Origin of the sequence: Halomonas sp. JB37 (assembly GCF_002332255.1) — a bacterium.
Classification (GTDB): domain Bacteria; phylum Pseudomonadota; class Gammaproteobacteria; order Pseudomonadales; family Halomonadaceae; genus Vreelandella; species Vreelandella casei.
Genome location: NZ_NRGW01000001.1, coordinates 2,765,263 through 2,779,901, shown reverse-complemented (window position 1 = coordinate 2,779,901; position 14,639 = coordinate 2,765,263). Strand labels below are relative to the sequence as shown.

The window sequence follows — 14,639 nt, the reverse complement described above, 5'->3', positions numbered from 1 at the left end:
ATCATGCAGACTCGTTTACTGGTGCGTTGGAGCTTGGCGGCCACGGCATGGGTATTGGGCAGCATCGCCGTGCTGCTGCTGTTACTCCGCCTGGTGATGAGCCAGTCCGATGCCTTAACCCCGCGTATTGAAGCGCTGCTTGAAGCGCGTATCGGCGTGCCTGTCACTATCGAGCGCATGTCGCTATCTCTTTCTCGTAATGATCTGCTGTTAAGTCTTGACGGCGTTAATGCGGAGACGCCGGATGGTCAGGCGCTGTTTTCGCTGGACCATGCGGGCTTGCAGCTGGATACATGGGCGTCACTTGCCAATTTAGCGCCGATCTTTAGCGACGCTCGCATTACCGGCACGCAGTTTCATCTTTATCAGGGCGCCGGCGCAGCGTGGCAGTGGCCTGAGCCTGCTAAGCTCCCGCTATTGGCACCTGACCCCGATATGGATCTAGCCACTGTCGACGACTGGACCGGCTTAATTTTGCGCCAACGGCTGTGGGTCGATGACACGCGTGTCGTGTTGCATGGCCGGGAAGATACCGTGCTGCTGCATGCCCAGACCCTGCTGCTGACCGGTGATGAGCGGCGTACGAGGCTTGAAGGTGCTATCAATATTGCACAGTCACTGCAGCAGGCACACGAGATTGCTCTGCCTGCGGCTGAAATAAAGGTCGAAATGCAGCCTGGCCAGCATGGCTTTAGCGACTTTTCGGCTGCTTTGCAGTTGGATATTCAGTTAGATCAATTGGTCGTGCTAGCCGCTATGTTTCGCCCCGATCATATGCCTTATTTAGAGCAGGCGGGTGGCAGTGCGCGGCTGTGGGGACGTTGGAGCGCCGGGCGTCTTGAAGAGGCGAGGGTTTCTGTCAAAGTTCCTGAACTGACGCTGCGCCATGACGTTCAGTACGCGGTGTTAAGGGATATTAAAACCAGCGGTTTGTGGCAGCGCGACGGTGATGGCGGTGAGGCATGGCTAAGTGGCGATGCGGACAGGGTCGAGTGGGCGCAGCCGCCTGGTGCTAGCGTTGGACCCGCCTTGCCGAGACATTGGCATGCCACGCATCAGCCGGGTCGCTGGGAAGTGCGCACCAGTGCCTTTGAACTCGCATCGCTTACTGCTTGGCGTGACTATGTCTTGCTGCCCGAATCGTTGACGCGCGTTTTGCAAACGCTTTCGCCGCGCGGTCAGGTGCAGGGGCTGCAGGTGGGGCAGCAGGATGGTCGTTGGGGAGTAGACGCCGCCCTTAGCGATGTCGAAGTATCGCCTTGGGAGCAGGTGCCCGGCGGCGGCCCGCTTGATGCCTGGGTTCAAGCGCGTGACTTTCGCGGTCGTGTGCAGTTTAGTAGTGACGGCGACAGCACCCTTTATTTCCCCGAGTTTTTTGCCGCTCCCATGCAGTTGCAAAGCGCCGAAGGAGAGGTTGAGTGGGTATACGACGGCCCTAACACGATGGTTAGCGGCAAGCAGCTAAACGTTGAGTGGGATGGGGCTCAGGTGTCGGGTGGCTTCGGATTGGTCAGCGGTAATCAGCGCGGTCATTTTGGTTTAGACCTTGATTTTAGCGATGTGGATGCCCTTGAACGCCCGTTGGCTCAATGGCTGCCGCTAAGTGTTATGGATAATGAGCTTCAGGACTGGCTGCTTGATGATATTGGCGGCTACGTGACCGAAGGATCATTACAGCTGAGTTTGCCGATTGGTGAAACCGTCGGCGCTGATGACTTTACCGCGACGCTAGCGCTGGCCGTTACCCAAGGACATTTGCCCATTGCGCCCGGCTGGCCGCGCCTTGACGATATTGAGGGCCGCCTCAAGTGGCAGGATAAAGTGCTAAAAGCGGAGATAGAGCGTGCCCAGAGCCATGGCGTGGCAGCTTCCAAGGGCGAGCTGGTAATGGAAGATGAGACGCTTAAGCTCTCCGGGGAATTACAGTCGGAAGGCTCGGCGCTTATGTCGTTTCTTCAGGCCATGCCTGATATTGATCTTTCGCAGCTGAGTGATTTGCGGATAACCGGTGACGTTGATGGCGATATTGCGCTTTCGCTGCCGCTGAAAACGCCCGAGACACTTCAGCTAGAAATCAATGCGCAGCCACGCTTCTCTGAGATTGCTTATCTACCGCTGGGGGTGCGCCTCCGGTCGGCCGAAGGGGATCTACGCTGGTTACAAAATGGCGAAAACGGAGGGCTGGTTGGCACGGCGAGTGGCCAAGTCTTGGGCGGTGAAATAAACGCCGATATTGATACGCTGGGCGACGGGATTCAACTGCAAGGTAGCGTTGCGACGGCGGCACTTTTCGGTTTGGCTGGGTTAGACGATAGCCAGGGGCGCTTGCCGCTAGAGGGACAGCTACAGTGGCAGGGCCACGTTGGCCTGTTGCCCACACCGACCGTGAGAGTGGAAAGTCGTTTAGTCGGCGTTACTAGCCACCTACCTGAACCCTTTGCAAAAACGTCACAGCAGCCCTGGCCATGGGTGTTGACCGCGGATATCGATTCCGGACGCATTGAAAGCCGCTTAGCTGATATTTTCTCTGCGCGAGGGCTGTTCGGTCATCAAGCGCTGGCCGGCACGATGCATCTGGGCAGTGCCGCAGAGCAAGTGCCTGCTTGGCCAGCTCAGCCTGGGATAAATCTCGTTGCGAATGTGCCGCGTATTGATCCACTGGCGTGGCAGCAGGCTATTAAGCCAATGATGGCGCTAAGCGCATCTCAACCGAGTGGCGCAGATAGCCAAATGCCGCTGAATGTCTCGCTAACAACGTCCTGTGTGGTTTATCAGGCGGAATGTTTAGGCAATGTCAACGCGTCAGGTAGTGTCAGCGGCGGCCAGGTCGATCTTGATGTGGGCGGTAATCTAGTCACCGGGCATTTGCTGTACAATGGTGATTCGCCGCAGCCGCTGGATATTGCGATTGATGGCATTGCGCTAGACCGTTTGTTGAAACTCGCTAATGTCGAGCATGACAGCGAGACGCCAGCACCCGATTCCTGGTGGCAGGCGGTTGAGACCCAGCGCAAGCCGCCGACGGTGATTCCCGAGTGGCTGGCCGATGTGCCGAATGGCCGTTTACGCTTAGCAGAGATTGCCATGGGCACGCGTCGCTTTGGTCCGTTGACCGCGTATTGGCAAACCGACGGGCAGCGGTTTTCGCTGACCCCAGTCGGTCTCACCATGGGGCAGCTTTCCGCTCGTGGCGAGCTTCACTGGGAAGGAGATTCAACCACCAGCCACACTTGGGCGGATATCTCTATTCAAGGTGGAGACATCGGCACGGCGCTTGAGCGGCTTGATCAGCCTGTGGTGATGCGTAGCCGCAGTACCGACGTAAAAGCATCGCTGAACTGGCCGGGAGCGCCTTGGCAGCTCGATTTGCGCAATGCCGATGGCTCCCTAAGCACGGATATGCGTGATGGCCGTTTTGCCACCCTAGAATCTGCGCCTGCGCGTTTAATCGGACTGCTCAATTTCGATAATATTTTACGCCGCATACGCTTAGATTTTTCTGACGTTACCGGCCAAGGCACGGCGTTTGACAGTGTCAGTGGTACTGCCGATGTCACCGGTGGACTGCTAACGCTGCGAGGGCCATTGGAAATTGATGCCCCGGCTACCACCTTAACGCTTACCGGCAATGTCGACCTGGTTACGCGTGAACTTGATCAGCGGCTTGGCGTCACACTGCCAGTGACACAAAGTTTACCTATCGCGGCAATTGCTGTCGGTGCGCCCATTGTTGGCGGTGCGCTATTCATCGCAGACAAGCTTTTTGGTGACGCGCTAGATCGGGTCACGACACTTCATTATCGCGTGCGAGGCCCTTGGACTTCGCCGCAGGTTACTTTAGAGGGCCCCCTATGACCGTATATAAAAGTGATATAGACACGGCTGCCGCCATTTTGTTGACACCCGGGGGGCTGGATTTAGATGCTCTGGAAACCGGGCTTGGCTACGCGATGGGCGCGGGCATAGACTACGCTGATCTGTATTTTCAGCGTACTTGGCAAGAAGGCTGGGTATTAGAAGATGGCGAAGTAAAAGAAGCCAGCTACAGCATTGATGGTGGGGTTGGCGTGCGCTCATTGGCGGGTGAAAAAACCGGCTTTGCCTACTCAAATCAAATTACCGCCGATGCGCTAATGGATACTGGCCGCACCGCGGCAGGCATTGTGCGCAGCGGTAAGCGCCTACCTGGGCAACTGGTCCGCCCGGTGTCTGCTATGTCACGCTATGTCGGGATTGATCCATTGGCAGGTCTGAGCGCGGAAGATAAGGTGGCCATGCTCAAGCAGGCCGATTGCGTGGCGCGTGCAGCGGACCCGAGCATTAGCCAAGTGAGTGCCTCTCTCTCCGGTACCTATGAAGTCGTATTGGTGCGTGCCAGCGATGGCACTCTGGCGGCGGATATTCGCCCGTTGGTTCGCTTTAACGTTAGCGTTATTGCCGTTAAAAATGGTCGTCGTGAGCGCGGCAGCGCGGGCGGCGGTGGCCGTTATTCAATGGCAAAGCTGCGTGATGAGCAGGTGGCGGAGCGCTATGCTAAAGAAGCTGTGCGTCAGGCGCTGGTGAACCTTGAGGCCGTTGATGCGCCCGCGGGTCAAATGCCCGTGGTTTTGGCGTCAGGATGGCCGGGTATTTTGCTGCATGAAGCCGTGGGCCACGGTCTTGAAGGGGATTTTAACCGTAAGGGAAGCTCCGCTTTTTCAGGGCAGATGGGCAAGCGGGTCGCCGCGAAGGGCGTCAATATTGTAGATGATGCGACGCTAACCGATTGTCGTGGCTCAATGAGTATCGATGATGAGGGTACGCCTGGCCAATACACGCCGCTTATCGAAGACGGTATTTTGACCGGTTACATGCAGGACAAGCTCAATGCTCGCTTGATGGGAATGGCGCCGACAGGAAATGCGCGGCGCGAGTCATTTGCTCACATGCCGATGCCGCGAATGACCAATACCGTCATGCTGGCTGGTCAGGATGAGCCTAGTGACATTATCAAAAGCGTAAAACGTGGCATTTACGCAGTAAGTTTTGCGGGTGGCCAGGTTGATATAACGTCGGGTAAGTTCGTATTTTCCGCCAGTGAAGCTTACTTAATTGAAGATGGCAAAGTGACTGTGCCGGTCAAAGGCGCAACGCTTATTGGCAATGGCCCTGAGGCGATGGGGCGCGTTTCGATGATCGGTCACGATATGGCCCTTGATACCGGGATTGGTGTGTGCGGTAAAGAAGGACAAGGGGTGCCGGTCGGTGTTGGTCAGCCCACCCTCAAGTTGGATGAGCTGACGGTCGGCGGTACTCATTCGTAAGCGCTGTCTTACGCTCGGGCTTAAAGTGCCAGGGTTTCGCGCAGGTGTTTGAAGAGCTTGCGCGAGCTCGTTGGCGGCTTGCCCTCTTCGCGTTCTCGCTGGGCATTGCGAATGAGCTGACGCAGCGTTTGACGATCGGCGTCGGGGTGTTCAGTCATGAACAGATCGACAGCCTCATCGCCCTCGTCAATTAAGCGTTCGCGCCATTTTTCGAGGCGATGAAAGGCGTGATCGCGCTGCTCTTGTTCCTGATCAATGGAATCGAATACGCCTTGAATGGCAGTGAGATCTTCTTTACGAATTAATTTGCCAACGTACTGCATATGACGTCGGCGACCTTCATGAGAACGAATGCGTGCGGTTTCTTCAATTGCGCGCAGCATATCGTCAGAGAGGGGGAAACGGGCGCGTTCTGCTGGTCGCATAGCGATCAATGTTTCCCCAAGTGCCTGTAAGGCATGCATTTCGCGTTTGAGTTGCGACTTGCTAGGGCGTTCTTCCTGTTCTTCTACTTCAACTGGATCGGGACGTTGCTTACGCATAATGTGACTCACAGACAAGATTCGTTGCGGCATTATACCAGCTGCGAGTACAACATTGATTCGCCGAAGACATTCTATTGAGAGAGATTCGGCGAAAAAGGAGGCCATATGGCACAGGCATTTGATGCATCCGCGCAGCAGTCGCTACTCACCGCGCGGGCCGAAGAGGCGCTAGCGTTGGCAAAACGTATGGGCGCAGATGCCGCCGAAGTGGGTGCAAGCGTGGATCAGGGTATAGGCGTGAGCGTGCGTCTGGGCGAAGTTGAGACGGTTGAGCTATCCCGAGACCAGGGTATTGCCGTGACGCTTTACGTAGGACAGCGTAAGGGTAGCGCTTCATCTACAGATGCCAGCAGCGCGTCGATTCAGGCCGCCGTAGAGAAAGCGTTGGCGATTGCTCGATATACCGGTGAAGATCCCGCCGCAGGGCTAGCCGATGCGGCGCTGATGGCAAGCGAGCTGCCCGATTTGAAAGTGCACTATCCTTGGGCGCTTACCACGGATGAAGCGATTGAATTAGCGCTTGCCTGCGAGCAGGCGGGGCGTGACGTGGAAGGTATTTCTCAGTCGGATGGTGCCTCGCTGTCCAGCGGTGAAGGGGTGCGCGTTTATGCCAATAGCCATGGTTTTTTAGGCACTCAAAAAGGCAGTAGCCATTCACTATCATGCATGCTGATTGCTCAAGATGACGGCGGCATGCAGCGTGACTACGACTATACCTCTGCGCGTGATCCCAGAGCACTGCGTGACCCCGCTGACGTGGGGCGTGAAGCCGCCGCACGCACGCTGCGTAGGCTGGGTGCTCAGCGTCCGCCCACGGGGACCTTTCCAGTGCTGTTTGATCCGTCGTTATCCGGTGGTTTGATCGGGCATTTGTTGGGCGGTATCGCCGGTGGAGCGTTGTATCGCCAGTCATCTTTTTTATGTGATCGGCTTGGTACTGTGCTCTTTCCTGACTGGTTTAGCCTTGAAGAGCGACCCATGGAAGTGGGCGCTACCGCGAGCTCACCGTTTGATGGCGAAGGGGTGCAAACGCGCAATAATCGCTTTATCGATGAGGGGCGTATCGAAAGCTATATGCTGTCTTCCTACAGCGCTAGGCGGATGGGTATGCAGACCACGGGCAATGCTGGTGGGGCGCGCAATGTACGCCTGACAGCACCGCTGAAGCCTCGCGAAGCACTGCTGCAAGAGATGGGGAAAGGTATTTGGGTGACGGAGCTGATGGGCCAGGGCGTTAATGGCGTTACCGGCGATTACTCCCGTGGGGCGGCCGGCTTTTGGGTCGAGAACGGTAAGGTTCAATACCCGATCGAAGAGTTTACGATCGCTGGTAATCTGGAGCGGATGTTCGCGGGCCTAGTGGGCATTGGTGATGATGCCGATACCCGTGGCAGCGTGCACACGGGTAGCTGGTTGATTGATGCGATGACAGTAGCCGGTAACTAATCGGCGTAAATGGCTACTGATCTTCCTCAAAGCGAGCCTCGAACAGCGCTTGAATCGCATCAAGCGCCTGTTCTGCGTCGTCGCCCTCGGCGTGTATAGCTAGCTCAGTACCGCACGGGGCGGCGAGCATTAATAACGACATAATATTAGCGGCATCGGCAGCCTGCTGCTGCTTATAGACACGTATATTAGCCGTGAACTGTTGGCCGCATTTAACTAGTTTCGTCGCCGCGCGGGCATGTAGTCCGCGTTGATTGGTGAGTGTGAGTGTTCTTTCTGGCACCCTGGTTCCTTTTCGCCGAGTGGTGTCATTAATCAATAGACGTGCTTAAGTCGTTGGTAATTGATCGCTGGTCGAGGAGAGACTGGTCAACGGCGTTGGGGGCTGTTCGCTCAGCGTATATTGCAGGCCTAGCTCTCGGTGGCGCAATTGAACTTCGCCCACACGAGCCGCTAAGCTTTTTGCTAGCTGCTCCACCATATAGACAGAGCGATGTTGACCACCGGTGCAGCCAATAGCAACGGTCATGTAGCTACGTTGGCTATTCTGATAAGCCGGTAACCAGCGCTCAAGCCATGCCTGGATATCGTTACTCATGGCATCCACAACGGGATAGCCTTTTAAGAAGGCAACGATGTTGGCGTCACGGCCTGTCGATTGTCTCAGCGTTGGGTCCCAGTAAGGATTGGGCAGGCAGCGCACGTCGAAGACGAGGTCAGCATCCAAGGGTACCCCACGCTTATAACCGAACGATTCAAACGTCAACGTCAACTGGTCGCACTGCTGGTGAGCCACCTGGTCAGTAATCCGGCGGCGTAGGTCGTGTACTGACAGTCGCGATGTGTCGATCAATAGATCGGCTAGATCACGTATGTCATGCAGGGTCTCTTCTTCTTTATTGATAGCCTCTTCAAGGGTCATTTCACTATTGCGCGTCAACGGATGTCGGCGGCGTGTGGCGGAGTAACGCTCTAGAAGAATTCGGGCATCAGTGGTTAGGTAGATAACTTGGAAATCAATGGTGCGCTGGCGCAACTCTTGTAATAGCGAGGGCAGGCGTTCAAGAGCCCCCGGTAAGTTGCGTGCATCAATGCTGACCGCCAGATGGGTACGATCACTCTGGTCGCGTAATTCGTCGACCAGTGACCCCAGCAGCATGACGGGAAGGTTATCAATCGCGTAGTAGCCTAGGTCTTCCAACGCCTGTAAGGCGATAGATTTGCCAGACCCAGAACGACCGCTAATGATGACCAGTTGCATAGAGTTTCTCTTCGCGTTAATCCAACGGCTTAAATAGGGACTTGATGGTCATTGATTGTCGCTTAATCCGCTGAATGCTCACGAATTTTAGCTGTAATGAGGTCGAGTAGTTCGCGCTGACTGCCTGCTTTGCGTAGCCGCTGGCGAGTATCCGCATCATTCATGATGGTGGCTACTTGGCCTAGCAAAGAGAGGTGTGTGTCATCCGCTTGTTCCGGTACGAGCAGCACAAACACTAGATCAACGGGGTCGCCGTCGATAGCATCAAAATCAATCGCTTCTGAGAGTTTTAAAAAACCAGCAATAGGCGTAGAGCAGTGAGGGCTGCGGGCATGTGGAATAGCCACGCCGTTACCAATCCCTGTGCTACCTAAGCGTTCTCGGCCGATTAAGCGACTGAACACTTCTTGGCTATCTAAACTGGGCGTATTTTGGGCGATAAAGGTGCTGAAAAATTCCAGCACCCTTTTTTTGCTGCCCCCAGGGACGTCGAAAAGAACGCGCTCTGGGGGGAGTATGGTTTCCAACGTCATTGAATTAACGCACACCTGCGCCTTGGGCGCGAGCTTGTGCTTTTTCCTTATGTTTAACGAGTTGACGATCAATTTTGTCCGCTAGCGCATCGATAGCGGCATACATATCACTGTCTAGGGCTTCTGCATGTAAGTCAGCGCCTGCTGCATGCAGTGTGCAGGCTGCCTGTTGGCGTTCTTTCTCCACCGATAGGGTGACCTGCACAGTGGTTATATTGTCGTAATGACGCTCAACACGTTCAAGCTTTTCATTAACATAGTCACGCAAGGCGTCAGTCAGTTCTACGTGATGACCAGTGATATTTACTTGCATTGACGTACTCCTTATCTATCGGACTGTACTTAGGAACCGTGCTTAGGAACCGTACTTAGGGACTGTACTTAGTACTTAGATATGTAGCCCTTTTGATTGTAACCCTTTTTGCCCCGTTGCAAAGCCCTTGTCGAGAGTTTCGCTGCAACCTGGCAGATCCTAGCGCAAACGGCGCCGCTCACTGGAAGAGGGAATGCCCATGGCTTCACGATATTTGGCTACCGTACGCCTTGCAACTTGAATGCCACCTTCTTCTAATAATGTCACTAAGCGGCTATCAGAAAGCGGTTTGCTGGGCGCTTCTTCGTGAACCAGCTTTTTCAGGCGGGCGCGGATCGCGGTACTGGAGTGGCTGTCGCCATCCTGGCCACTCACTTGGCTAGAGAAAAAGTATTTCAGCTCGAACACGCCACGCGGCGTATGAATATATTTCTGCGTTGTCACCCGTGAAATCGTTGATTCATGCATTTCAACGGCTGCGGCTATATCGGCCAAAATCAGCGGTTTCATGGATTCTTCGCCATGTTCGAGAAAGCCGATTTGACGGGTAATGATTTCACGGCCCACTCGCAGCAGCGTGTCGTTACGACTCGAAAGGCTTTTAATTAACCAGCGCGCTTCCTGCAGGTGTTCTTTCAAAAACTGATTATCCTGACTTTTGTCCGCACGCTTTATCAGGCTGGCGTAATCAGGTTGGATTCTTAACCGAGGCAGGGCGTCCTGATTGAGCTCTAAATGCCAGCCTTCATTATCATGACGCACCACCAAGTCGGGCGTGATGTAGCTGTCGTTGGTCACGCCATAAGCGCTGCCTGGGCGTGGATCTAAGCTGCGAATTAGCTGTATGACATCGGCTAGCTGCTCGTCATCGAGTCCTAAGCGTCGCTTGAGTAAGCGCATGTCATCTTTGCTGAGCGCTTCAAGAAACTGACGCACTAGCCTACGAGCAGGCACCAGCAGTGGCGTATCATCTGGCAGGGCGGCGAGCTGCAGCATCAAACATTCACGCAGGTCGCGGGCAAAAATACCGGTGGGCTCGAATTGCTGCAGTTTTAATAATGTCGTTTCGACTTCGCGCTGGCTAAGGCTATCAATGCCCTGGGCGCGTAGCCCTTCACGAATATCATTAAGCGGCTGGGTCAAATAGCCGTTGGCATCTAGTGCATCAATGAGGCTCTCGGAAACCAGCTGTTCACGCACACTAAAATCGGTCATGGCGAGTTGCCACAATAGGTGGCCGTGAAGGCTCTGTTCGGCAGCCTGGCGCTCAAAATCAGGGCCCTCGCTGCTGCTGCCAGTGCCGCCAATGTCTTGATAGGTGTCCGACCAGTCGCTATCAACGGAAAGCTCGGTGGGAATGCTCTCTGACCACTCCTCCTCTTTAGGCTCGCTTACGGCCTCTTCACCGAACTCATCTTCCTGTTCCAGCATGGGGTTGGCATCTAAGGCCTGCTGAATTTCCTGACGAAGATCCAGAGTCGATAGCTGCAGCAGGGCGATAGCCTGCTGCAGCTGAGGTGTCATGGTCAGCTGTGTCCCAATGCGCAGTTGAAGAGAAGCTTTCATGACCATTTGAGAACCACTCGTTAATCGGAATGCTTTACCCTAGTGCGAGTGGGAGCTGGGTGCAAGTGCAATAAGCATGCCATTGGTAGTTAAAGCGTTATAAGGCGGGATTTATGGGCAAAAATAAGCCTACAGACGAAAATCTGCGCCCAGATAAACATCCCTGACTTGCTGGTTAGTGAGGATAGATGCCGGGGGGCCGCTGGCGATGATATGGCCATCGCCGACAATATAAGCGATATCGCAAATGTCCAGCGTTTCACGGACGTTATGGTCGGTAATCAGAACGCCAATGTGGCGCTGTTTCAGCGCGCGAATGATGGTTTTAATCTCGCCCACTGAAATGGGGTCAACCCCGGCAAAGGGCTCATCTAGCAAGATGAAGGCGGGTTCGGTCGCTAGCGAGCGGGCAATTTCTACACGGCGACGCTCTCCCCCTGAGAGGCTCATGCCTAGGTTGTCGCGAATATGGGTGATATGGAAATCTTCAAGCAGAGCCTCCAGGCGCTCTTCGCGACCTGGGCGGTCGAGCTCTTTGCGCGTTTCTAATATCGCCATAATGTTATCGGCAACCGATAATTTGCGAAAAATAGACGCTTCTTGGGGCAGGTAGCCAATGCCTGCCGCTGCGCGCTCATGCATCGGAGCACGAGTTAAATCTAAGTCGTCAATACCCACTTTGCCGGCGTCAGATTTGACCAGCCCGACAATCATATAAAACGACGTGGTTTTGCCCGCGCCGTTAGGGCCGAGTAAGCCAACGACGCTGCCTTGGGAGATTTCCAAGTTAATATCTTTAACCACTCGGCGGCGTTTGTAACTTTTTGCCAAGTGGTGGGCATATAGTGTTTTTATCGGCGCATTGTCAGCAGTTGCCATCGATAGACTCTCTATTGTTCAGGCTGAATAGTCATGCGTATACGCTGCGGCTCGCTACCTTCAACGTCTGAGCGCGCTTGAATCACTTCACGGTCGATGAAATATTCAAGCCGACCTCCGGTAAATTTGTCGTCCTGCTGTGTCAATTCAGCTTGATCAACGAGCTCCACTCGGCGTTCGGCGACGTGATAAATAATCCGCCGAGCCCAGCCTTCCGTCGGGCCTTCTTGCCCTTCGGCCTGATGGCGCAAATAAGCACGCTCACCGGTCGACGTTGCCCGTGAAAGCTCGCCCGCCTCATTGCGTTGAATTTCCACTCGTTCGCCGCGCAGCTGCATTTCGCCCTGGCGAATATTGACATCCCCGGTGTAGACGGCGGTGCCCGCGCGCTGATCAAGATCTAGGCGGTCGGCTTCGACCTCCACGGGGGCCTGTTGTGAAGACGAGCTGGTTTGGGCTGCCGCGGATAGCGGCACGGCAAGCGCAAAAAGGGCGGTGTAGATAAGTGCTTTCATGGCGACTCCTGTTAGCGTTGTGTGGCCGGTGGATGAGTGCCGCGCACACCGTCAGATAAGCGGACCTGGCTATCGTTTAACCATACATCCATATGTGAAGCATTCATTTGCTGGGGCGGCTGTTGCAGTAATACCGGTGCCTCGCTCCATGCATGTTGAGTGAGGCCATCATAGTGCAGTTCTTCAGTATCCAGCTGCCATCCTTCGTCTGGCGCAATAAGTCGCGCGGAGCCGGACATAACGAGGGACTGCGTATTGGTATTAAGCGTGCCCACATCGGCACTGGCTAGCCACTGGCGCTCATCGCTGTCATACAGGGTGGCCTGAGGGCTCTCAGACCAGGTTTCCCCGCTTTGCGGCGTATGGATGAGGCGCGGTGTTTTTAATGACTGCAAGACGTTACCGTTGTCGCCAAACAGAGTGATTTCAGCATCCTCCAGGACGTGCCCTGGCTCTTGGGCCTGCGCTTCTGGGTCGATAGCGGTTTTTTGAGGCCCGCCTGGGCCAAGCCACACCAATAGCACGCCCAAGGCGATAAAAAGCCCTGTTAATCCTAGGCGTGTTTTAAGATGCTTAAGCATTTATGTGCGGCCGTGCAAGTAAGTGTCGAGCACTGCGCTCCAGTGCCCTTGGGCTTCAAGCAGAGTATCGCAAATTTCGCGTACCGCGCCGTGCCCGCCAAGCCGTTCCGTTGTCCAGTCGGCATGAGTGTGCATATAGTCCGGCGCATTGGGGACGGTAATGCCGACACCACAGCGCTTGATAACCGATAGGTCGGGGAGATCATCGCCGCAATAGGCGACTTGCTCTAGCTCTATATCCAAACGCTGGCACAGGCCGCGCAAGGTGGCGAGCTTATCCTCGCAGCCTTGAAAGACATGGTCGATACCCAGCGCTGCGGCACGTTGACTAACCATGGGCGAATCGCGGCCAGTAATCAGCGCGACGTGGATGCCGACTCGCTTAAGCAGCTTTAGACCATGGCCATCCTGAGTATGAAAGGCTTTAATTTCGATGCCGTCAGCCTGAAAGTAAAGTCGACCATCGGTGAGTACGCCATCAACATCTAACGCCAATAGACGAACGCGGCGAAGTCGATCAAGTAGGGCTGCAGATAGGGTCATAAAGCCTCCATTCTTTTAAGAAGTCGCTAAATCTTGCGATAAATACGTTAAATAACGCCGCTAACAAGCAAGTCATGCATATGTAAGGCACCAACCGGGCGCTGTTGTTCATCAACCACCGCGAGTGCGGTAATTCGGCCCTCTTCCATAATGCGTACCGCCTCTGCTGCCAGTATGTCGGGGCCGATACGTTTACCTGGCCGAGTCATGACATCATCGACTAAGACGTCGCGTAAGTTGTGGTATTGATCCAGCGTGCGCCGCAGGTCGCCATCGGTATATACCCCGGCTAAACGACCGTCACTATCAACCACGCAGGTAAAGCCCAGCCCTTGGCGGGTAATTTCCAATAAAGCGTCGCGCAGCGGGCTGCCTAGCGGAATTTGCGGCAAGCGTGCGCCATCGTGCATAAGGTCTCTCACGCGCAGCAACAAGCGCTTGCCTAAGCTGCCACCCGGATGGGAAAGAGCGAAATCTTCTGCCGTAAAGCCTCGGGCTTCCAGCAGTGCTACGGCGAGCGCATCACCCAGCGCTAGGGCGGCAGTGGTCGAGCTAGTGGGGGCGAGATCCAGCGGGCATGCCTCGCGCTCAACGCCGCTATTTAGATGCGCATCAGCATGCTTAGCGAGCGTGGAGCCAGGCCGCCCTGTCATGCTGACCAGCGGCGTACCTAAACGTTTCAGTAGCGGCAGAAGGGCGGTCACTTCGGCCGTTTCGCCTGAGTTAGACAGGGCCAACACAACGTCGGCGCGAGTAATCATGCCCAGGTCGCCGTGACTGGCTTCACCTGGGTGAACAAAGAAGGCGGGTGTGCCGGTGCTGGCTAGGGTGGCGGCAAGCTTGCCGGCTATATGGCCAGATTTACCCATGCCAGTGACCACGACGCGCCCCTGGCAGGCGAGTATAAGCTCGCAGGCGCGGTCAAAGTTTTCATCTAACTTGGCCTGCAGGCCACCAATAGCTGCCTGCTCAATTTGCAGCGTACGTAAGGCACTTTCGCGCAGTAAGCTGAGGGAGGCGAGAGGCTGGCGCATAGCGATATCTCTTGGCGATTGAAAATATAAAAGGCGACAAGCGCTAAGAATAACATCTTGGCAGTGCTAGTAGGCAGTACTTCAGCTGCTATTGGGGCAGATGTGCTGAGATATGCTGTG

At 55.1% G+C, this 14,639-nt stretch carries 14 protein-coding genes; 3 read left to right on the top strand and 11 right to left on the bottom strand.

Annotated features, from left to right (window positions below):
• Nucleotides 1-3 precede the first annotated feature (3 nt).
• Complete coding sequence (locus CIK78_RS12950; protein ID WP_096280801.1) at nucleotides 4-3,855, top strand: AsmA-like C-terminal region-containing protein; 3,852 nt, start codon at nucleotides 4-6, stop codon at nucleotides 3,853-3,855.
• A complete protein-coding gene (gene tldD / locus CIK78_RS12945; protein WP_096280798.1) occupies nucleotides 3,852-5,303 on the top strand; it encodes a metalloprotease TldD in 1,452 nt (483 codons plus the stop codon). Before CIK78_RS12950 ends, tldD begins: the two co-directional genes overlap by 4 nt.
• 20 nt (nucleotides 5,304-5,323) lie before the next feature.
• On the opposite strand, the gene yjgA is transcribed toward tldD, so the two are convergent.
• On the bottom strand, nucleotides 5,324-5,845 hold the full coding sequence (gene yjgA, locus CIK78_RS12940; RefSeq protein ID WP_096280795.1) for a ribosome biogenesis factor YjgA: 522 nt from the start codon (nucleotides 5,843-5,845) through the stop codon (nucleotides 5,324-5,326).
• A gap of 108 nt (nucleotides 5,846-5,953) precedes the next feature.
• On the opposite strand from yjgA, the gene pmbA reads away from it, so the two are divergent.
• Nucleotides 5,954-7,294 carry a metalloprotease PmbA gene (pmbA, locus tag CIK78_RS12935; RefSeq protein ID WP_096280792.1) on the top strand — a complete coding sequence of 447 codons (1,341 nt, stop codon included), beginning with the start codon at nucleotides 5,954-5,956 and terminating at the stop codon, nucleotides 7,292-7,294.
• Between the two features lie 13 nt (nucleotides 7,295-7,307).
• On the opposite strand, the gene CIK78_RS12930 is transcribed toward pmbA, so the two are convergent.
• From CIK78_RS12930 to CIK78_RS12885, 10 genes are all read right to left on the bottom strand, one after another.
• Complete coding sequence (locus CIK78_RS12930) at nucleotides 7,308-7,577, bottom strand: HPr family phosphocarrier protein (protein WP_096280790.1); 270 nt, start codon at nucleotides 7,575-7,577, stop codon at nucleotides 7,308-7,310.
• 45 nt (nucleotides 7,578-7,622) lie between these two features.
• The gene (rapZ, locus tag CIK78_RS12925; RefSeq protein WP_096280788.1) at nucleotides 7,623-8,555 is read right to left on the bottom strand and encodes an RNase adapter RapZ; all 933 of its coding nucleotides are present in this window, start codon (nucleotides 8,553-8,555) and stop codon (nucleotides 7,623-7,625) included.
• A gap of 62 nt (nucleotides 8,556-8,617) precedes the next feature.
• Nucleotides 8,618-9,088 carry a PTS sugar transporter subunit IIA gene (locus tag CIK78_RS12920; RefSeq protein ID WP_096280785.1) on the bottom strand — a complete coding sequence of 157 codons (471 nt, stop codon included), beginning with the start codon at nucleotides 9,086-9,088 and terminating at the stop codon, nucleotides 8,618-8,620.
• Nucleotides 9,089-9,092: 4 nt separating this feature from the next.
• The gene (raiA, locus tag CIK78_RS12915) at nucleotides 9,093-9,401 is read right to left on the bottom strand and encodes a ribosome-associated translation inhibitor RaiA (protein WP_007114683.1); all 309 of its coding nucleotides are present in this window, start codon (nucleotides 9,399-9,401) and stop codon (nucleotides 9,093-9,095) included.
• 159 nt (nucleotides 9,402-9,560) lie between these two features.
• Entirely contained in the window at nucleotides 9,561-10,973 is a 1,413-nt protein-coding gene (locus CIK78_RS12910; RefSeq protein WP_096280782.1) for an RNA polymerase factor sigma-54, read from the bottom strand.
• A 123-nt stretch (nucleotides 10,974-11,096) separates the two neighbouring features.
• The gene (gene lptB, locus CIK78_RS12905) at nucleotides 11,097-11,846 is read right to left on the bottom strand and encodes an LPS export ABC transporter ATP-binding protein (RefSeq protein WP_096280778.1); all 750 of its coding nucleotides are present in this window, start codon (nucleotides 11,844-11,846) and stop codon (nucleotides 11,097-11,099) included.
• Nucleotides 11,847-11,857: 11 nt separating this feature from the next.
• Complete coding sequence (gene lptA, locus CIK78_RS12900) at nucleotides 11,858-12,361, bottom strand: lipopolysaccharide transport periplasmic protein LptA (protein WP_096280776.1); 504 nt, start codon at nucleotides 12,359-12,361, stop codon at nucleotides 11,858-11,860.
• Between the two features lie 11 nt (nucleotides 12,362-12,372).
• Nucleotides 12,373-12,942: an LPS export ABC transporter periplasmic protein LptC gene (lptC, locus tag CIK78_RS12895; RefSeq protein ID WP_096280773.1), complete on the bottom strand. Its 570-nt coding sequence runs from the start codon at nucleotides 12,940-12,942 to the stop codon at nucleotides 12,373-12,375.
• A complete protein-coding gene (locus tag CIK78_RS12890; protein WP_096280771.1) occupies nucleotides 12,943-13,485 on the bottom strand; it encodes an HAD-IIIA family hydrolase in 543 nt (180 codons plus the stop codon). It abuts the gene before it with no gap.
• A 47-nt stretch (nucleotides 13,486-13,532) separates the two neighbouring features.
• Nucleotides 13,533-14,519 carry a KpsF/GutQ family sugar-phosphate isomerase gene (locus CIK78_RS12885; RefSeq protein ID WP_096280768.1) on the bottom strand — a complete coding sequence of 329 codons (987 nt, stop codon included), beginning with the start codon at nucleotides 14,517-14,519 and terminating at the stop codon, nucleotides 13,533-13,535.
• Nucleotides 14,520-14,639 lie beyond the last annotated feature (120 nt).

Coding starts and splice junctions, on each gene's coding strand:
- CIK78_RS12950 (WP_096280801.1), top strand. CDS start 4: ATGCAGACTCGTTTACTGGTGCGTTGGAGCTTGGCGGCCACGGCATGG.
- tldD (WP_096280798.1), top strand. CDS start 3,852: ATGACCGTATATAAAAGTGATATAGACACGGCTGCCGCCATTTTGTTG.
- yjgA (WP_096280795.1), bottom strand. CDS start 5,845: ATGCGTAAGCAACGTCCCGATCCAGTTGAAGTAGAAGAACAGGAAGAA.
- pmbA (WP_096280792.1), top strand. CDS start 5,954: ATGGCACAGGCATTTGATGCATCCGCGCAGCAGTCGCTACTCACCGCG.
- rapZ (WP_096280788.1), bottom strand. CDS start 8,555: ATGCAACTGGTCATCATTAGCGGTCGTTCTGGGTCTGGCAAATCTATC.
- CIK78_RS12920 (WP_096280785.1), bottom strand. CDS start 9,088: ATGACGTTGGAAACCATACTCCCCCCAGAGCGCGTTCTTTTCGACGTC.
- raiA (WP_007114683.1), bottom strand. CDS start 9,401: ATGCAAGTAAATATCACTGGTCATCACGTAGAACTGACTGACGCCTTG.
- CIK78_RS12910 (WP_096280782.1), bottom strand. CDS start 10,973: ATGGTCATGAAAGCTTCTCTTCAACTGCGCATTGGGACACAGCTGACC.
- lptB (WP_096280778.1), bottom strand. CDS start 11,846: ATGGCAACTGCTGACAATGCGCCGATAAAAACACTATATGCCCACCAC.
- lptA (WP_096280776.1), bottom strand. CDS start 12,361: ATGAAAGCACTTATCTACACCGCCCTTTTTGCGCTTGCCGTGCCGCTA.
- lptC (WP_096280773.1), bottom strand. CDS start 12,942: ATGCTTAAGCATCTTAAAACACGCCTAGGATTAACAGGGCTTTTTATC.
- CIK78_RS12890 (WP_096280771.1), bottom strand. CDS start 13,485: ATGACCCTATCTGCAGCCCTACTTGATCGACTTCGCCGCGTTCGTCTA.
- CIK78_RS12885 (WP_096280768.1), bottom strand. CDS start 14,519: ATGCGCCAGCCTCTCGCCTCCCTCAGCTTACTGCGCGAAAGTGCCTTA.